This is a genomic window from Dolichospermum flos-aquae CCAP 1403/13F (assembly GCF_012516395.1).
Lineage (GTDB): Bacteria > Cyanobacteriota > Cyanobacteriia > Cyanobacteriales > Nostocaceae > Dolichospermum > Dolichospermum lemmermannii.
The window spans coordinates 1,201,427-1,219,715 of sequence record NZ_CP051206.1 but is presented as its reverse complement, the minus strand read 5'-3'; the positions used below and the strand labels follow the sequence as shown (position 1 = coordinate 1,219,715).

13 protein-coding genes, 2 tRNA genes and 2 rRNA genes are annotated in these 18,289 nt (G+C 43.3%); 8 read left to right on the top strand and 9 right to left on the bottom strand.

Translation table 11 applies throughout. From position 1 onward, the window contains the following. Window positions 1-89 precede the first annotated feature (89 nt). The 4 genes from HGD76_RS06100 to HGD76_RS06085 all read right to left on the bottom strand — a co-directional run bounded on the left by HGD76_RS06100 (window position 90) and on the right by HGD76_RS06085 (window position 4,912). A 23S ribosomal RNA gene (locus HGD76_RS06100) occupies window positions 90-2,915 on the bottom strand. A 158-nt stretch (window positions 2,916-3,073) separates the two neighbouring features. After that, window positions 3,074-3,146: transfer RNA gene (locus tag HGD76_RS06095), tRNA-Ala, on the bottom strand. An 81-nt stretch (window positions 3,147-3,227) separates the two neighbouring features. After that, window positions 3,228-3,301: transfer RNA gene (locus HGD76_RS06090), tRNA-Ile, on the bottom strand. Window positions 3,302-3,425: 124 nt separating this feature from the next. Continuing rightward, a 16S ribosomal RNA gene (locus HGD76_RS06085) occupies window positions 3,426-4,912 on the bottom strand. Together the 16S and 23S rRNA genes with 2 tRNA genes alongside form the textbook arrangement of a ribosomal RNA operon. Window positions 4,913-5,541: 629 nt before the next feature. Between HGD76_RS06085 and HGD76_RS25175 the strand changes: the two genes are divergently transcribed. From HGD76_RS25175 to nadC, 3 genes are all read left to right on the top strand, one after another. After that, complete coding sequence (locus HGD76_RS25175) at window positions 5,542-5,877, top strand: helix-turn-helix domain-containing protein (RefSeq protein WP_233467071.1); 336 nt, start codon at window positions 5,542-5,544, stop codon at window positions 5,875-5,877. Between the two features lie 10 nt (window positions 5,878-5,887). Then, window positions 5,888-6,661 (top strand): RNA-guided endonuclease InsQ/TnpB family protein, encoded by a 774-nt coding sequence (locus HGD76_RS06080; RefSeq protein ID WP_233467069.1) that lies wholly within the window; start codon window positions 5,888-5,890, stop codon window positions 6,659-6,661. Window positions 6,662-6,886: 225 nt separating this feature from the next. Continuing rightward, window positions 6,887-7,768, top strand: a complete 882-nt coding sequence (gene nadC / locus HGD76_RS06075) for a carboxylating nicotinate-nucleotide diphosphorylase (protein WP_168695257.1) — start codon at window positions 6,887-6,889, stop codon at window positions 7,766-7,768. A 105-nt stretch (window positions 7,769-7,873) separates the two neighbouring features. On the opposite strand, the gene HGD76_RS06070 is transcribed toward nadC, so the two are convergent. Further along, window positions 7,874-9,058, bottom strand: a complete 1,185-nt coding sequence (locus HGD76_RS06070) for an LL-diaminopimelate aminotransferase (RefSeq protein WP_168695256.1) — start codon at window positions 9,056-9,058, stop codon at window positions 7,874-7,876. A 75-nt stretch (window positions 9,059-9,133) separates the two neighbouring features. Beyond that, complete coding sequence (locus tag HGD76_RS06065) at window positions 9,134-9,469, bottom strand: thioredoxin family protein (protein ID WP_168695255.1); 336 nt, start codon at window positions 9,467-9,469, stop codon at window positions 9,134-9,136. A 681-nt stretch (window positions 9,470-10,150) separates the two neighbouring features. Here HGD76_RS06065 and HGD76_RS06060 point away from each other — a divergent pair. The 4 genes from HGD76_RS06060 to HGD76_RS06045 all read left to right on the top strand — a co-directional run bounded on the left by HGD76_RS06060 (window position 10,151) and on the right by HGD76_RS06045 (window position 13,751). Continuing rightward, window positions 10,151-10,774, top strand: a complete 624-nt coding sequence (locus HGD76_RS06060) for a hypothetical protein (RefSeq protein WP_015081572.1) — start codon at window positions 10,151-10,153, stop codon at window positions 10,772-10,774. A gap of 39 nt (window positions 10,775-10,813) precedes the next feature. Further along, the gene (locus HGD76_RS06055; protein WP_015081573.1) at window positions 10,814-11,287 is read left to right on the top strand and encodes a hypothetical protein; all 474 of its coding nucleotides are present in this window, start codon (window positions 10,814-10,816) and stop codon (window positions 11,285-11,287) included. A gap of 18 nt (window positions 11,288-11,305) precedes the next feature. Further along, window positions 11,306-11,533: a hypothetical protein gene (locus HGD76_RS06050; protein WP_015081574.1), complete on the top strand. Its 228-nt coding sequence runs from the start codon at window positions 11,306-11,308 to the stop codon at window positions 11,531-11,533. Window positions 11,534-11,804: 271 nt separating this feature from the next. After that, window positions 11,805-13,751 carry a serralysin-like metalloprotease gene (locus tag HGD76_RS06045; protein ID WP_015081575.1) on the top strand — a complete coding sequence of 649 codons (1,947 nt, stop codon included), beginning with the start codon at window positions 11,805-11,807 and terminating at the stop codon, window positions 13,749-13,751. A 287-nt stretch (window positions 13,752-14,038) separates the two neighbouring features. Here the strand turns inward: HGD76_RS06045 and HGD76_RS06040 are convergent, their stop codons facing one another. The 3 genes from HGD76_RS06040 to HGD76_RS06030 all read right to left on the bottom strand — a co-directional run bounded on the left by HGD76_RS06040 (window position 14,039) and on the right by HGD76_RS06030 (window position 17,043). Continuing rightward, on the bottom strand, window positions 14,039-14,830 hold the full coding sequence (locus tag HGD76_RS06040; RefSeq protein ID WP_015081576.1) for a PspA/IM30 family protein: 792 nt from the start codon (window positions 14,828-14,830) through the stop codon (window positions 14,039-14,041). 166 nt (window positions 14,831-14,996) lie between these two features. After that, window positions 14,997-15,704: a PspA/IM30 family protein gene (locus HGD76_RS06035; RefSeq protein ID WP_015081577.1), complete on the bottom strand. Its 708-nt coding sequence runs from the start codon at window positions 15,702-15,704 to the stop codon at window positions 14,997-14,999. Between the two features lie 157 nt (window positions 15,705-15,861). Further along, a complete protein-coding gene (locus HGD76_RS06030) occupies window positions 15,862-17,043 on the bottom strand; it encodes a hypothetical protein (RefSeq protein ID WP_168695254.1) in 1,182 nt (393 codons plus the stop codon). A 366-nt stretch (window positions 17,044-17,409) separates the two neighbouring features. Between HGD76_RS06030 and HGD76_RS06025 the strand changes: the two genes are divergently transcribed. Continuing rightward, the gene (locus HGD76_RS06025; RefSeq protein ID WP_015081579.1) at window positions 17,410-17,955 is read left to right on the top strand and encodes a DciA family protein; all 546 of its coding nucleotides are present in this window, start codon (window positions 17,410-17,412) and stop codon (window positions 17,953-17,955) included. The last annotated feature ends 334 nt before the right edge of the window (window positions 17,956-18,289 follow it).

Here is an 18,289-nt window from a genome sequence, read left to right as displayed (position 1 = left end):
AAAAATTAAGTTTTGAGGTCTGAGTTTTAACTTGACAAAACCCTGAAGACTGCATTCGAGAAAGAGAAATCACAATAACAAATTGAATAGAGGTCAAGCCCTCGGTCTATTAGTACCCCTCAGCTTCATACATTACTGTACTTCCACTTAGAGCCTATTAACGGGTGTTCTGCCCGTGACCTTACCTACTTATCGTAGTGAGAGTACTCATCTTGAGGTGGGCTTCCCACTTAGATGCTTTCAGCGGTTATCCTCTCCGCACTTGGCTACCCAGCGTTTACTGTTGGTACAATAACTGGTACACCAGCGGTGCGTTCCTCCCGGTCCTCTCGTACTAAGGAGGACTCCTCTCAATACTCTTGCGCCTGCACCGGATATGGACCGAACTGTCTCACGACGTTCTGAACCCAGCTCACGTACCGCTTTAATGGGCGAACAGCCCAACCCTTGGGACGTACTTCCGCCCCAGGTTGCGATGAGCCGACATCGAGGTGCCAAACCTCCCCGTCGATGTGGACTCTTGGGGGAGATCAGCCTGTTATCCCTAGAGTAACTTTTATCCGTTGAGCGACGGCCATTCCACTCTGCGCCGTCGGATCACTAAGGCCTACTTTCGTACCTGCTCGACTTGTCGGTCTTGCAGTCAAGCTCCCTTCTGCCTTTACACTCTTCGCACGGTTTCCAAGCGTGCTGAGGGAACCTTTGCGCGCCTCCGTTACCTTTTAGGAGGCGACCGCCCCAGTCAAACTGCCCACCTGAAACTGTTCCCTCTCCGGCTGACGGAGATGGGTTAGAATTCTAGCTTCGCCAGAGTGGTATCTCACCGTTAGCTCCTTATTCCCCAAAAGGAATAACTCACCGCTTCCCACCTATCCTGCGCAAGCGAAGCCCGAACACAATTCCAGGCTACAGTAAAGCTTCATAGGGTCTTTCTGTCCAGGTGCAGGCAGTCCGTATCTTCACAGACATTCCTATTTCGCCGAGTCTCTCTCTGAGACACCATCCAAATCGTTACGCCTTTCGTGCGGGTCGGAACTTACCCGACAAGGAATTTCGCTACCTTAGGACCGTTATAGTTACGGCCGCCGTTCACCGGGGCTTCGGTCGCCAGCTTCACTTTCGCTGACCAGCTTCCTTAACCTTCCGGCACTGGGCAGGCGTCAGCCCCCATACGTCCTCTTTCGAGTTGGCGGAGACCTGTGTTTTTGGTAAACAGTCGCTTGGATCTCTTCACTGCGACCCACTGCTTAGGTGGGCACCCCTTCTTCCGAAGTTACGGGGCCATTTTGCCGAGTTCCTTAGAGAGAGTTATCTCGCGCCCCTTGGTATTCTCAACCTCCCTACCTGTGTCGGTTTCGGGTACGGGTGTTCTATCTTCATCACATAACTAGCTTTTCTTGGCACTATCCTTCACCACGCGGAGTTCGTAAACTCCTCCCAAACCAATCAGGGTATGGCTATCTCTCATGCGTCCCTAACTATGCTCCCATAGAACAGTAAGTGACTATTGACACTTTGTCCATCGACTACGCCGTTCGGCCTCGCCTTAGGTCCCGACTAACCCAGAGTGGACGAACCTGGCTCTGGAACCCTTAGGGTTTCGGGGTGTATGATTCTCACATACATTTGCGCTACTCAAGCCGACATTCTCACTTCCGTTTCGTCCACAGCTGCTCGCCGCTACTGCTTCTACCTACGACGGAACGCTCCCCTACCGATTATGATTAGTAATCCCACAGCTTCGGTACATCACTTAGCCCCGTTCATTTTCGGCGCAAGATCGCTTGACTAGTGAGCTATTACGCACTCTTTCAAGGGTGGCTGCTTCTAGGCAAACCTCCTAGTTGTCTAGGCAATCTCACCTCCTTTATCACTTAGTGATGATTTGGGGACCTTAGCTGGTGGTCTGGGCTGTTTCCCTCTTGACAATGAAGCTTATCCCCCACTGTCTCACTGGCTGTGTGTTCTCTGGGTATTCTGAGTTTGTCTCGATTTGGTACCGGTCTCCCAGCCCGCACCGAAACAGTGCTTTACCCCCCAGATTTAATCACAACCGCTGCGCCTCAACACATTTCGGGGAGAACCAGCTAGCTCCTGGTTCGATTGGTATTTCACCCCTAACCACACCTCATCCGCCGATTTTTCAACATCGGTCGGTTCGGACCTCCACTTGGTGTTACCCAAGCTTCATCCTGGACATGGTTAGATCACCAGGGTTCGGGTCTATAAACACTGATATCACGCCCTCTTCAGACTCGGTTTCCCTTTGGCTCCAGCATTCTCGCTTTAACCTACCAGTGCCTATAAGTCGCCGGCTCATTCTTCAACAGGCACGCGGTCATCCGTTAAATCGGACTCCCACTGCTTGTAAGCTTATGGTTTCATGTTCTATTTCACTCCCCTTCCGGGGTTCTTTTCACCTTTCCCTCGCGGTACTTGTTCACTATCGGTTACACAGTAGTATTTAGCCTTACGAGGTGGTCCTCGCTGATTCACATGGAATTCCTCGTGCTCCATGCTACTCGGGATTCAGCTACTATCCTTTGACTTTCAACTACGGGACTTTCACCCCCTCTGGTACAGTATTTAGCTGTTTCGTCTAGTCTCTAGATTCGATATCGCTGTCCCACGACCCCAAAGGATAAATCCCTTGGTTTAGGCTCTTCCCCTTTCGCTCACCACTACTTAGGGAATCTCTAGTTTGATTTCTCTTCCTCCAGCTACTAAGATGTTTCAGTTCGCTGGGTTGGCTCTTTCCTGTCTATATATTCAACAGGTAGTACATAGGGTTGCCCCATTCGGATATTTCCGGCTCATAGTTTGCTTCCAACTCCCCGGAACATTTCGTCGGTAACCACGTCCTTCTTCGCCTCTGTGTGCCTAGGTATCCACCATTAGCCCTTATTAACTTGACCACATTTCTTTTTGTCTGCTTTGATGAAACATTCTCATGTTTCACGTCTGCGCTGCTAATTCTCTTTCTCTTATGCAGTTTTCAAGGTTCTGGCTGGAATTTAACCCAGCAGTCAAAAACTATTATCAATAGTTTCAGTTGCTGTTCTTTTTCCAAATGTGGAGGTTAGCGGACTCGAACCGCTGACATCCTGCTTGCAAAGCAGGCGCTCTACCAACTGAGCTAAACCCCCAAAAAGAACTCAAAATTTCTAGTCATGCTTCAAAAATATTTAATTTTGACTTTTGACTTTTGATTTTTGACTTCCTTCAGGTGGGCCATCCTGGACTCGAACCAGGGACCTCACCCTTATCAGGGGTGCGCTCTAACCACCTGAGCTAATAGCCCTTATCGAACCAAACCATAGTTTGAAAGCTTTACTTCAAGTCTGCGACCGACCTAGGTTAGACCAATTTAGGCTCTATTAGCAATTTTCATTGCTTTCAAGTTCTAAATGGATTAGGTCTCCCTAAAAGGAGGTGATCCAGCCACACCTTCCGGTACGGCTACCTTGTTACGACTTCACCCCAGTCATCAGTCCTACCTTAGGCATCCCCCTCCAAAAGGTTGGGGTAACGACTTCGGGCGTGACCAACTTCCATGGTGTGACGGGCGGTGTGTACAAGGCCCGGGAACGAATTCACTGCAGTATGCTGACCTGCAATTACTAGCGATTCCTCCTTCACGAAGGCGAGTTGCAGCCTTCGATCTGAACTGAGCTCCGGTTTATGAGATTCGCATCACATCGCTGTGTAGCTGCCCTTTGTCCGGAGCATTGTAGTACGTGTGTAGCCCAAGACGTAAGGGGCATGCTGACTTGACGTCATCCCCACCTTCCTCCGGTTTGTCACCGGCAGTCTCTCTAGAGTGCCCAACTTAATGCTGGCAACTAAAAACGAGGGTTGCGCTCGTTGCGGGACTTAACCCAACATCTCACGACACGAGCTGACGACAGCCATGCACCACCTGTGTTCACGCTCCCTAAGGCACTTCCATCTTTCAACGGAATTCGTGACATGTCAAGTCTTGGTAAGGTTCTTCGCGTTGCATCGAATTAAACCACATACTCCACCGCTTGTGCGGGCCCCCGTCAATTCCTTTGAGTTTCACAGTTGCCTGCGTACTCCCCAGGCGGGATACTTAACGCGTTAGCTACGGTACAGCTCGGGTCGATACGAGCTACACCTAGTATCCATCGTTTACGGCTAGGACTACTGGGGTATCTAATCCCATTCGCTCCCCTAGCTTTCGTCCCTCAGTGTCAGTTTTGGCCTAGCAGAGCGCCTTCGCCACCGGTGTTCTTCCTGATATCTACGCATTTCACCGCTACACCAGGAATTCCCTCTGCCCCGACCATACTCTAGCTTTGTAGTTTCCACTGCTTTGATCTGGTTGAGCCAGACTCTTTAACAGCAGACATACAATGCCACCTGCGGACCCTTTACGCCCAATCATTCCGGATAACGCTTGCATCCTCCGTATTACCGCGGCTGCTGGCACGGAGTTAGCCGATGCTTATTCCTCAGGTACCGTCATTTTTTTCTTCCCTGAGAAAAGAGGTTTACAACCCAAGAGCCTTCCTCCCTCACGCGGTATTGCTCCGTCAGGCTTTCGCCCATTGCGGAAAATTCCCCACTGCTGCCTCCCGTAGGAGTCTGGGCCGTGTCTCAGTCCCAGTGTGGCTGATCATCCTCTCAGACCAGCTACTGATCGTCGCCTTGGTGAGCCTTTACCCCACCAACTAGCTAATCAGACGCAAGCTCCTCTTCAGGCAGCAAGCCTTTTACCTCTCGGCACATCCAGTATTAGCCACCGTTTCCAGTGGTTGTCCTCGACCTGAAGGTAGATTCTTACGCGTTACTCACCCGTCCGCCACTATCTCCGAAGAGACCGTTCGACTTGCATGTGTTAAGCATACCGCCAGCGTTCATCCTGAGCCAGGATCAAACTCTCCATTTTGGTTCGTCTGTTATCAGCTCTTTCAACCGTTTTTACAACCACGGTCAGGTTATTTTCTTTTTCTGACGCAGGGTACTTGTTGTATTCTGGCTTTCAAACTATAATATTTTCAAGGTTCGGTGCGACTTTGGCGTGGCGTTTTTCTCGCTTCGCTTCAGGCACTTATTTAATATATCGAACCTGCTTTGGTTTGTCAACTACTTTTTCAAACTATTTTGGAATTTGTTTTTTCGTTCTGCCTGAAATCCTTGTGAGGCAAGGGTTGTGAGTGTTAAAATCCTGAATTTTCTGCCCTGTTAGTGGTGTTTTTGATTGGGCTGAGTTGGTGGAGTTCCACGTCTGGGGTTTTTTGATTCATTAGAGAAGGGGTAGAAACAGCTTGATAATTTCTACCCATAACTATCCATATATTACTGTTTGTCCAAGTCTTCAATAAGTTGATCAACAAATTCCCTTAACCGTTGCTGCTGTGTTAGGGACGGTTTTAATTTTTTCTCAACACCTTAAACTGCAAAGGTGATTTATCGTACGCTACCTGATTTTGTGGTTTAAATTTAATCCGAGGCATTGCCAAATCCTAATATGTCTGATATACTAGATATCATAGCACAACATTGAAGGTCGAGTCAATGCTTTTATCATTCAAAACTGCACTAATTCCAAATAACCGACAGATTACAGCTTTTCGCAAAGCTTCTGGAGTCGCTAGACACGCTTACAACTGGGCAAATGCTCAAATCAAGGATATTTTAGCTGCTCAAAAAGAAGGCGAAAAACTTAAATTACCATCAGCTATTGACTTGCATAAAAAGTTAGTTGCTGAGGTAAAATCTGAGCATATTTGGTATTACGAAGTTAATAAAAATATCCCTCAGAAGGCGTTAGCTGATTTACGCCAGGCTTGGGATAGGTGTTTTGTAAAAAACATCAAAACAACCACGATTCAAAAAGAAAGGTCAACGTGATTCTTTCTATTTGGAGTCAGGAACTAAGGCGAAACCAGCAATTAAAAATGATGGTAAAAGAATTAAATTACCGTCAATTGGCTGGGTACGTTTAGCAGAACCTTTACCGATTACAGCAACTCATAATTGCGTGATTTCTAGACAGGCTGATAAATGGTTTATTTCTGTTAAATACGAAGTTGAAAAACCTGCTATACTTGCAGACAGACCGACCATTGGTGTTGACATTGGTATCAAAGAATTAGCAGTTTGCAGTAATGGTGAAGTATTCGAGAATCCTAAAGCCTACCGCCATAAGAGTAAACGCATGAAACGTTTACAGCGTAGTGTGAGCAGGAAAATTAAAGGCTCTAATAACCGTAAAAAAGCTGTGAGAAAATTGGCTAAATTACACGCCAAAGTTTCTAATATTCGCAAGGATTCTATTCACAAATTAACCTACTATCTAGCTAAAAACCACAGCATAATTAAGATAGAAGATTTGCACGTTAAGGCATTTTTGAAGGACCACAAATTAGCAGGTGCAATTGCAGATTGTGGGATGTATGAATTTAAAAGGCAATTAGAGTACAAAACTGAGAAATTCGGGAGTGAACTAATCCTTGTGGATAGGTTCTTTCCTAGTTCCCAAATATGCTCTAACTGCGGTAATCATCGTCATAAAATGCCATTAAAAAACCGCGTTTATATTTGTCCTGATTGTGGCTATAAAGCTGACAGGGACTTAAATGCAGCGCGTAATATTGACCGATGGTTTGTGGATATTTTTATCCCTGTAGCGTAGCGGTTCCTTTTAGGAACTACGGTCAGAAACGGTAAGTTCTACCGAGATTGCCTGTAGAGCGGAAAAACCTCTTAGAAGCCATTCTAAGACCGTGATGAAGCAGGAAGTAAACACTAAGGTTATCGCTGTCCAGATGTGTCTAGACTTTGGTAATTTTGGGTAAGTTTTATAGAACGGAAGACAATTATTGATAGTGTTGAGTGGATATAGATATTAGAAGATAATATGAAGAGTTCAGTGGCTGTACTACCACCGTTTTTGGTGCTGGATCAATTGTTGCAAAGTTGGTTGTTGGAAGATATTGGTAGAGGAGATCGCACTACTCAATCTTTATTATCCCCAAATTCCGCGAGAGGACAAGCTAAGTGGATAGCTAAAGCACCTGGGATAATTGCGGGTTTACCAGTTGCGGCTAGGGTGTTTAAGCTTTTAAATAATGAGGTTGATTTTATCAGTTTGACTGATGAGGGTACACCATTTGAACCGGGACAGGTGATAGCAGAAATCAATGGTTCTCTGGATACGCTGTTGATGGGGGAACGGGTGGCGTTGAATTTGGTGATGCGATTAAGTGGAATTGCCAGTTTGACTAATATATATGTAGAAAAAATAGCTGATTTACCTGCTCAGTTGGTGGATACGCGCAAAACTACTCCAGGGTTGAGAATTTTGGAAAAGTACGCTACTGCTTTGGGTGGGGCGATGAATCACCGCATGGGTTTGGATGATGCGGTGATGATTAAGGATAATCATATTGTTGCGGCTGGGGGAATTGGGGAAGCTATTACCCGCATTCGTTCTCACGTTCCTTATCCTCTGACAATTGAGGTGGAAACGGAAAATTTAGCTCAGGTGCGGGAAGCGTTACGGCACAAAGTTGATATTATTATGTTGGATAATATGTCTTTGTCTATGATGAGTGAAGCTGTATTATTGATTCGTGAAGAAGATAGTCGGGTGAAGATTGAGGCTTCGGGAAATGTAACTTTGGAGACTGTTCGCGCTGTGGCGGAAACTGGTGTTGATTATATTTCTACTAGTGCGCCTATTACTCAGTCTAAATGGTTGGATTTGAGTATGAGAATGGTAAACTGTCTGATAGCGTAGCGTGGCGCAAGCCATATCAGGATATCCACCGATTAAAGGATTAACAGGATGAGAAATTTACCAATTACCAATTACCAGGCTCAATTAGATGACTAGCAACTTGAGTTAATAGAGGAACTGGGAAATTCTCTCTACAGCAGTTTCTAAGATTTCTGGTTTTTGTACTAATGCAAAGCGAACGTATCCTTCACCGAATTGACCGAAGCCGACTCCTGGGGAAGCTGCTACACCTGTTTGTTTAACTAATTCGGTGCAGAATTCTATAGAATTATGACTCCATTGTGGGGGTAGTTTTGCCCAAATGTACATTGTGGCTTGGGGGGTGGGAACGTTCCAACCAATACGGTGTAAGGCTTTGATGAAGGTGTCGCGGCGTTGACGAAAAGTATCAACGGCAGATTTTACACCATCTTGGGGTCCGGTGAGGGCAGCGATCGCTCCGTTCAAAATTCCCAAATATTGGTTAAAATCAACGGTGGCTTTGATTTGCTTTAAGGCTTGAATTAATTGCGGATTCCCAATTGCATAACCAATGCGGAAGCCACCCATATTATAAGACTTAGACAGGGTAAAGAATTCAATAGAGACGCTTTTTTCGGTGTCAGCTTGCAAAATTGAGGGAACAAGAGATTTTGAAGTTTGGGTTTCTGCTGCGAAAACTAAGTCTACGTAGGGGAAATCGTGAACAAGAACTATATTATGTTGTTGACAAAAGGCTACGGCTTCTTGAAAGAAGGATAACGGGGCGATCGCACTGGTAGGATTATGGGGATAGCTTAATACCATTAACCGCGACTGGGCTAAAATGTTGGCGGGAATATCACTAAAAACTGGTAAAAAATTATTTTCTGGTTTTATTGGCATGGTGTAAATTTGACCACTAGCCAAGTATACTCCCCCGGCATGGGAAGGATAACCAGGATCTAATAATAAAGCAAAATCGCCGGGATTAAGCACGGCTAAAGGCAAATGGGCTGTCCCTTCTTGAGAACCAATCAGGGGTAAAACTTCTGTTTCTGGGTCAACTGGGATACCGAATTTTTGCTCGTACCACTGGGCTGCGGCTTGACGGAAATTTTGAGTACCACGAAATAATAAGTAGCCATGAGTGCTAGGATCATAGAGAGATTGGGCGATCGCTTCTATGACGTGATTCTCGGCTGGTAAATCTGAAGAACCCAAGGACAAATCAATTAATTCTCTTCCAGCAGCCAAAGCAATGGTCTTGGCTGTGTCCATATCCGCAAATACATTAGATTTTAAAGGTTGTAACCGGGTGGCAAATTGCATTTTAATTATTAGTCATTGGTCATTAGTCATGAGTGAGTGATCAGAAACTATGGAGTTTTGATCACTGACGGGTAACTAATTATTATTTAAATGCTGATCTAAAAAACTGAGTAATTTATTTTTACTAATTACTCCTTCAGTAGATTCTAATACTGTTTCTCCTCTTAGTAACCTAAGAGCGGGAAGACCTTCTACCCGATATTCCTTGACGGTGAGTGGATTAGGGTCGGCTTCTATTTTAACAATTTTTAGGCGATCGCCATAAGTTGTTGCAGCCAAGTTAATCAGTGGTGACATCAATTGACAAGGACCACACCAGGAAGCCCAAAAATAGACCAATACAGGCTGCTCGGCTTTTAATACTTCTGTTTCAAACTCAGCATCAGTGATAGTGATTATACACTTGTTCATTATAATCTCCATTAGGCGGTATTGATCAAAGTTGACACACAGAATAGAGAATACTTTATCCCAATCTGTTCCCACTTCACTATTTATAGCAGGCAGAGGGAAATGTTTATTTCGTTTTACTCAAAAATCAGAAAGTACAAACTATATAGATTTGAAAAATGATTGTGAGACAACAGAGGATTTCTCACCTATGCCTACTTGCTTATAATTGTCAACTAGATAATACTTAAAAAATTCTGTTATTTTATCAGGCAAATATTATTACAGCATATTGCAGGTTAATAAAAGACAAAATTTAGTGATAAAGCTATGTGGCTGTAGAGGTTGAGTCATGCTGTAATGTCAGTATTTATAAAAATATTTTCAATGCTTATTGCAAATAGTTGACAAAAACAGCGATAAAGATTTATGCTATTTTTGTCATTAACTACGCCAATTTAATACCTTAATCAAAATCACTAGTCGTGAAAACTCTTGACTAGTAAGCTTTTTATTGAGGATAAGTGAGTATTGTCGTGACAAAAGAACCAATAAGCATTTGGAAAAATTATTTTGTTAATGCTAAATAGTGTCAAAATAAGCCTTGGAGAAAATTTACTAATAGCTAAACTACAAGCTTATTCACAATTTTTGGCAACTAAATGCGATTACTTTAATTTATCCGAGAGGAGGATTACTTAAATGATGAAAGAAGAATATACCGACTTAGTCAACACAGAGTTTCCTAGACAGCTAGATATCGCCAAAATCAGCGTTTATGGCTTAAGTATTCTTTCAGCAGCATTGTTTCTTTCTCTGCCTTTTTTTAACATCTTCAATCCTAGTCCGTGGCAAAGATGGATAGGTACAGTACATGGCTTCGGTTCTTTACTATCCACAGTAGTTGCAGTGTATACAGGACATTTAGCCTTTCCCTTGCTGCGGGGAGGGAGTAAAATTTTACCGCAGATGCGGACTTTGACATTTTGGTCAACAGCGATCGCATTTTTAGGTATTGCCACAGGCAACTTAGCATATATGCGCTACCGAGCTAATATAGAATTTGGTGGCGCTCGTGCGTGGTTAATAGAAAATACACCATTAGGACAATACATATTAATGGAATATCACGAATTTACCGTGTTATTTACATTGCCAATAGGTGTAGCTTGTACGTTGATTTTGTGGCAATATGGCGACTCAATTTTAGAAAAAGAAAATCGCCCAGTTTTAACAGCAACTTGTGTGGCTTTAATGGGAATGATGTTTTTTGCAATGGGTGGACTAGTCACCGGACTTAGTATTGCAAAACTTCATACTTTGTAAGTTTTTCAATGTTAACTATTAACCAATAAAAATCAGAAAATGACTAAAGATCTATCACGGGCATCTGAATTTAAAACAGAGCCTATCTATGGCAAAATTTGGAGTTCATTGAAAAGATTTCCTGGTGTTTTAGCTAAAGGAGCAAACAAGCCGCCTGCAACTTCTGGTCCTGCCGCCGCAGCATTAATTAGTGGAGGAATAGGATGTTTTACGATGATGGTGGCACATCATTTATCAGACACATCTAAACAGCGAGAAAAAATACTTAAAGACCTTGGTGGTTGGATACCCGGAAGCCATAATCCTAGTAAACTTTGGGGAAACATTGGCAGCTATGCCGGCAAAGAAACTATGTTGCTGATTGGTTGGCTGGTCAGTTGGGTGATTCTTTACTTTTTGTGGAAAGACAAACAAATTAAATCTAAAACCATCTTTTTCTGGATATTTTTCCTATTTGTTGCGGCTACAGCTATGAGTTGGCATCCCCTGTTTCCATATTTACCTTTGCATTAAAGATTGAGGAATTTAAAAATGCTACAAACGCCAAGAGACGTTCTTGAAAAAAGAATGCACAAGTATGTTTTTGGTTTAGTAGGAGTGTTTCTTTTGTTTGCAATTACCTTACCGATTGCTTGTTTAAGAGTAAAGCAAGATAAAAGACTTATTAACTACAACTTCCATTTAAAGTCTTTAACTTTGGAAGGTAAATTAGTTGAACCCTCTAGTCCATCACAAGAGACTCAGCCACAGAAGCATTAAAAAATGAAAAAACTACAAAAATCAAGAGACCCACCAAGCGGTTTAAACTCTTGATTTGGTAACCACAAGATTTTGTTGTTGGTTTATAATCCGTTAAATATTGTCAAATATCTGGAACATATTTGCATTCATATTTTGACCCCAGAATTTTGCTTCAGTTGAGCGATGGCACTTCGTGCTGGCTAAGGGCGATATCACTTCGCTGATTGCTTGTGGACTGGGTAATATTTTCATGGGCATTTACCATACCAATTTTTAGGAAATTTTCTCAATGATATTCAACGCAAATGACACATCTTCTCTGCTTCCAGGCAGCACCGCCTTTCCAATAGGTAATTTATCCGACCCATTATTACCCCTAAATCCCCCACCCCTCGGCTCTGCTGCCCCTATCTATGGCACAGGGGCGGATGATGTGATCAATGCCGTAAGCAAAGTTGTCGTCTACGCTGGTGATGGCAACAACGTCGTTCTCACGGGCAACTACAGTGATGTGATTTATGCTGGCTCTGGTCGGGACATTATTGATGCAGGCAAAGGCAACAACTTCATTTCTGCGGGAGAAGGAGTAAACCTGATCACCACTGGGTTGGGTAATGATGTCATCTACTCCGGTGCGAGTAGTGATTTTATTGATGGGGGTGCTGGGAATAATGTCATCTTTGCAGGGGAAGGCAACAACCGCATCCTGACGGGTAAAGGCAACGACACAATTTATGCCGGGGCAGGGAACGACACGATCTACTCTGGTAAAGGCAACGACACAATTTATGCCGGGGCAGGCAACAATGTGATCAACGCAGGTACTGGGAATGACTCGGTGTACCTCGGCAGCACCGGCAAAGACAAGCTAATCCTGGAAGGCGGCACAGGTTCCGTCGCTGTGTGGGGGTTCAATACCACGTCCGACAAAGTGCGGTTGGGGGAAAGCTTACTGGGTAAATCCCTCAGCTTTACCAGCAGCAATGGCGACACCTTGGTGTATGCGGGTAATGATCTTCTCGCAACGCTCAAAGGAGTGGCATCTGGATCTCAGGCTTTGGTGGACAACGGACCACTCTACCGTTACGCAGCAACTGATTTGGGTTCTCTCAGTACCAACCCTAATGGTTCAGTTAACGTAGCTTCGATTAACGACTTAGGACAAATCGCCGGACGCTTTGACACAGGCGCAACTTTCACCAATACAAACGCCACCACGGGTGTAGTAAATACTAACAACCTCGTGCGTCAAGGCTTCATCTGGGAAAATGGCGTGCAAACTGCCATAACCAGCACTGGATTGAAAAATGGTCAGTCTGATTTCGGTGCAGCAAATGGCGAAACAGTCACCCTGCTCACCCCCAATGTTAACACCATTAGCGATCGCGGTGTAATCCTGGGAACGGCTGATGAAGTGCGACAACCGAATCCTCTAGCCACGGACCGCGCCCTAGTTTGGGAAAAGAACGGCAGTAGCTACAACCTGACAATCAACGACTTTGGGGGCGTGGAGAGCTACTTCTTGGACATCAACAACAGGAACCTCATCTCTGGTCGTAATATTGAAGCATCAGGTTACGACAACCCGCTTTACTGGGAAAATGGCGTGGTAACTGCCTTGACAGATCTGTCCGTGAGCGGCGACGGCGGCACAGCCCGTGGAGTCAACGGTAATGGTCAAATCGTCGGATATGTGGACAGCGACCGAGTTTTGGATGGATCTGCCAAGAACACCGCCATTGTGTGGAATAAAGATGCCAACGGTGTATATCAACTCACTGATTTAGGCACTTTTGGTGGAGACCAAGCTACCTTGCGAGATATCAACAACGCGGGTCAGATTATTGGTTCTTCAACTAGTGGTAGTGGCAGCACCGCGACTAGTACGCCATTCTTGCTCCAAGCAGATGGTACATTCACTGCGATCGGTAGCTTAGGCGGTAACACTGGTTCTGTTAACGGAATCAATGAATTTGGTCAAGTCGTAGGGGCTTCTCAAATCGCCGCAGCTACAAATCATGCCTATGTTTGGAGCGGCGGTGTGCTGTCTGACTTGAACAACTTGCTGACCACACCGCTTACCTATAACGGTGCGACTGTAACTTTGACAAGTGCCACTAGCGTTAACAACTTCGGACAAATCGTGGCGACTGGAACCTATACTTACGTGGATAACTCAACTGCAACTCCAACCACCAAAACAGGGACTCGATCCTACGTGCTGAATGTTGCTTAGTAGTATTTAGGAAGTCACCAGAATTAAAAGGGGTCTGACTCCCGATGGGAACAGTAAATAGGAAAAACTGTTCCCTAATTTATCAATAATTTAGCAATTACCTTATCATTAACTGTGGTAGCTTAGATGTTACCGTGAAAATTTGGCGATCGCATAGATTATAGATATTGAAATTAAGCCTTTTTCAGATATTTACAATTATCCTTTTGACAGCAGTTTTCATATATATGAAAAATCCCACACAAATCAGATGTGTGGGATTAACTGGATTAAATTATCTGTAAAAACTACAGATTATCCAATTGTTTGCGTAGAGCCTCTAATTCAGCATCAACTGGTTGAGCAGGTTTAGTTGTACTGGTTGGTTGTGCTGGAGTTGCGGTGCTGGGTTGTTCTGGGGTGAGTAGTTTTGGTTCGGGTGCAGGTGCGAGCGATGCTTTCATTGCAGCTAATTCATCATCAACATCACTACCAGATTCCAAACGTGCAAATTGGTTTTCTAAATCTGAACCTACTAATTCTGCGGTAGACTGAGCGCGAGATTCTTGAAGCAACACTTTTTCTTCCATGCGCTCAAAAGCGGACATGGCACTGCTGGTACTCATCCCACTCACCATATTTCCCAATTGTTCTTGGGCTTTGGCCGCAGTAATCCTGGCTTTGAGCATTTCTTTCTTGGTTTTGGCTTCAGAAATTTTGCTCTCTAACTGGATTAAATTCTTTTTGAGACCTTCAACTTGAACAGTTTGCTGATCTAGACTAGTTTTTAAAGCCGTAGCAGTATCAGTGTAAGTTTTCTTCCGCTCTAATGCTTGACGTGCTAGGTTTTCATCACCTTTTTGGAGGGCAAGTTGGGCGTTGCGTTGCCACTTATTAATTTCATTTTGTCCCTCATTATACTGCTTCTCTGTACGTTTTTGGGCAGCGATCGCTTGCGCTACCCCTTGACGCAACTTCACCATGTCCTCTTGCATTTCCAAGAGGGCTTGTTCCAGCATTTTTTCTGGATCTTCGGCTTTACTGACTAAATCGTTGAGGTTAGCACCAACTACTCGTTTAAGGCGATCAAATAATCCCATAAATTTATTTTTCCTTTAGAGGTTTACGCTCTTGGTTAGATAGTTAGCTTTTCTACTATATTAATAGCTACCCATGCCAATGTAGTCTTTCCAGTCTGAATTACTATCTTTTTTTCTATTCTGAATCATGAACCTATCAATTAGCTATATTAACCAAGCAAACTTATTATTCGGGTGTTTTGGGTAAATTATGATCTGGCTGAGGATTTTCTCCTTGATTTAGCATATAAGTTTTCATTGCTGCCAGTTCTGTATCAATATCATGATCAGAATCTAAGGATGCAAATCTTTTTTCTAGATCATCACCACCCAGTGTACTAGCAACTTCTGATTGTGCTTCTATCTGTAAAACTTTTTCTTCCATTCGTTCTAATGCACCTAAACTAGATGTGGCAGAAGCACCAGTTAGCATTTCCTGAAGCCGATAAGAAGCTTCGGCCGAACGTGCGCGAGCGATATACATATCTTTTTTGGTTTTCACTTCAGCCAGTTTTAACTCTAGAGTCCGCATATCTTGCTTTAATTTGGCGACTACATCTTTTTGATGTTGAATTTGACTGGTTAAGGTTGTAGCGGTTTCTTGGTAAAATTTGCGTTTGCTGAGGGCTTCCCGTGCGAGAGACTCATTGCCTTGCTGGAGGGCTAATTGGGCGCGACGATACCATTCCTCAGATTGGGATTCTCCTGCGGCTGCTTGGCGTTCTGTGCGCTTTTGGGTGGCGATCGCTTGAGCTACCCCTTGACGCAATTGTACCAAATTCTCCTGCATTTCCATGAAAGCTTTTTCCAGAATTTTTTCTGGATCTTCTGCATTGCTGACTAAACTATTGAAATTAGCGCGAATCACCCGCAGAATACGGTTAATAACTTCCATATTGGCTCTACCGAATGAGTATGAATTAGCCAGACTTCGCCCCGCTTCGCCCCCGCTTCGCTAACACGCAAAGGCGCAAAATCGCAAAGGTAAGAGTTTTCGGAATTAAAATTAAGTAAATTTCATTCCTGAATTCAGCAATACCAAGGTTTTTTTATTATGGCTCTTGTAACCGTCCTTTGATCCCTTTTGCTTCTAGTTCTTGCAATTTCCGCTTAATCTCATCCTTGGTTTTCAATGCACCTAAATAAATAAATTTTTGATTGGGTGATAAATAAGCATCAGGAACTACTTGCTTTGCTGCTGTTAAAGCTTTGTCGCCTTGATTATCAGCAATAATATAATAGTAGCCGTTAGTTGACGGTTTCACATCTTCTGTAAGGGGTGATGCGGTGGCTGTAGGCTTTGGTAGAGGTGTGGAAAGAGTAGAAAGAGGGGAAAGAGTGGGTAATGGAGTTATAGGAGTTATAGGAGTTATAGGAGTTATGGGGGGTTGAATAGCTAGGGGAGTGGGGACGATTTGGGGAGTAGGTTTAATCTTTGGTGTTAAATCTACGATATCTTGAGGATCTCTGACTTGTCGAAATTCTTGGGTAGCTAAATTAGGATATTTGACTATGGGAGTGATTTTGGGTTCGCTAGTTGGTTGAGAATTATTTTCTATTACTTCAGTATTTACCGCAATTGGTGATGAATTATTGTTTGGTAAGTTACTGAAATTAAATTTAGGCAAAGTTTTGGGATTTAAGACTACATAACCTAAAGTTAAAGTTGCTAACAATAGCAATAGCATTGAACCAATTTCCAGAGGGGATAGCACATTGTCACGGGATTTGGGAGAATTAGGAGTTTGAGTTTGTGGTGCTTCGGCAGTCAAACTCCGTAATAATGCTTCACTAGATTCTAAATAATCATCTAGTTGTTTAGGAGTATCGTTTGTGGTGAGGAGGGTTTGGTTTTCAACAGATTGAATTTTGGTGGGAACTATACTACTGCTAGATTTTTCTAAGTTTGGAGGGGTAGAGGTTTCTTCTATTTCGGAAATAGCAAAGTCTTGGGGAAAATTAATTGCTTCAGTCTCTTTCGTCAACAACGGATTTTCTGGGGGAGTGGCTATGGGAGGAACTGCTGGTAGTTGAATATCTGTTAACAAGGCTGTTTTTTTATTTCTTGTGTAACTTTCTACACTGCTTAATGGTTGTTGTCTGGCGTTTTTGCGTGTCCGTCGGTATCTGGTTAATTCTTGATCTAATTGTACTTCTAAACCAGCCAGTGCTGTAGTCAGAGCAGGGTTTAAGACTGGTGTTTGCGAAGAATCTATAAGAGGATTTTGATTCATTGTTTAAGATGGAGTTAGGGTAGATGATTAAATTAATTTTCAATATATAGGAATCCGGTTTGATTGTTGTTCATTATACTGAGACTCAATCGTTGATTCGATGGGGTTTACGGTTTACAGCTTGTTCAAAAATCAAATAGTAGCCCTATAGTAGCGAAAATTGTTTGCCAGTATTCAGCTATTTTACTTAACTTACTGGTTAGAAGTATAGCTGAGAAAATGCTGCTGTTGCCTATTCCCTAACTAGTAAATTCAGGTGTACTGTGTTCAATTTGCACAATTTTGACAGGCAAGACTTAGGCGTGAGCGATTTGTCGGATGCTGCCCGTCCTACAATAGTTAAAATAGTAAAACTACTAACAAAATATGTCTTTTAAGTCAATTGATCAGGTTTTAGGGAATATTCAACGTTCACCACAATGGCAAGCACAGGTATTTCCACGGTTGCTGAAGTGTTGGGTGGAAGTTGTGGGGACTGCGGTTGCTGCTCAAACTCGTCCTTTGTCAGTTCAACGTGATGTAGTGTGGGTAGCAACTTCTAGTGCTGCTTGGGCGCAAAATTTGACCTTTGGACGGAAAACTATATTGATGAAATTAAATGATAAGCTGTCCACCTCTTTGGTGGATATTCGTTTTTCGACAGCAGAGTGGAAAAATTCCTCAACGACGGGAACAGAACCAACTGTTTCGGCATCTGAACATCCTAGTTATGTGGTTGATGATTTAACTACTGAGAAGTTAGTTATATCTAGTCTTGACAATGCTTTGGGTGTTTTTGAGAATTGGGCGAAGAAGATGCAAGAGCGATCGCATCATCTCCCTTTATGTCCCCAATGTCAATGTCCCACTCCACCGGGTGAACTAGAACGCTGGGATGTTTGTTCTCTCTGCTGCACTAAGCTGTTAGGGTAGAAAATAAGCCCTGAATTAAAAATATTGAACTATTATAAATCATTGAGTAAAGTAGATGCTAAGGATGAATTTTAAATCCATCTAAAGTCAGGTTTTTCCAAGATGAGCAAATCTAAAATAAAACTTTTAACCTTGATCCCCATTACGTTTCAGACAAAAACAAGTGTGTGAACACTTCAATAATCATTTACAAATATAACAAGAATCTAAAGACATCATAAAGTTTGTTTATCGCTAATAATCGCTAGAACCTATATCCAATAATGAGTTTTCGCCTTTCATGCCTATTTTGATGAAGAAGCAAGATATATAAGTGTGATAACTAGTCCTACGG

Bases quoted from the DNA above. Each gene is read 5' to 3' on its own strand.
- HGD76_RS25175 (WP_233467071.1), top strand. From the start codon at position 5,542: ATGCTTTTATCATTCAAAACTGCACTAATTCCAAATAACCGACAGATT.
- nadC (WP_168695257.1), top strand. From the start codon at position 6,887: ATGAAGAGTTCAGTGGCTGTACTACCACCGTTTTTGGTGCTGGATCAA.
- HGD76_RS06070 (WP_168695256.1), bottom strand. From the start codon at position 9,058: ATGCAATTTGCCACCCGGTTACAACCTTTAAAATCTAATGTATTTGCG.
- HGD76_RS06065 (WP_168695255.1), bottom strand. From the start codon at position 9,469: ATGAACAAGTGTATAATCACTATCACTGATGCTGAGTTTGAAACAGAA.
- HGD76_RS06060 (WP_015081572.1), top strand. From the start codon at position 10,151: ATGATGAAAGAAGAATATACCGACTTAGTCAACACAGAGTTTCCTAGA.
- HGD76_RS06055 (WP_015081573.1), top strand. From the start codon at position 10,814: ATGACTAAAGATCTATCACGGGCATCTGAATTTAAAACAGAGCCTATC.
- HGD76_RS06050 (WP_015081574.1), top strand. From the start codon at position 11,306: ATGCTACAAACGCCAAGAGACGTTCTTGAAAAAAGAATGCACAAGTAT.
- HGD76_RS06045 (WP_015081575.1), top strand. From the start codon at position 11,805: ATGATATTCAACGCAAATGACACATCTTCTCTGCTTCCAGGCAGCACC.
- HGD76_RS06040 (WP_015081576.1), bottom strand. From the start codon at position 14,830: ATGGGATTATTTGATCGCCTTAAACGAGTAGTTGGTGCTAACCTCAAC.
- HGD76_RS06035 (WP_015081577.1), bottom strand. From the start codon at position 15,704: ATGGAAGTTATTAACCGTATTCTGCGGGTGATTCGCGCTAATTTCAAT.
- HGD76_RS06030 (WP_168695254.1), bottom strand. From the start codon at position 17,043: ATGAATCAAAATCCTCTTATAGATTCTTCGCAAACACCAGTCTTAAAC.
- HGD76_RS06025 (WP_015081579.1), top strand. From the start codon at position 17,410: ATGTCTTTTAAGTCAATTGATCAGGTTTTAGGGAATATTCAACGTTCA.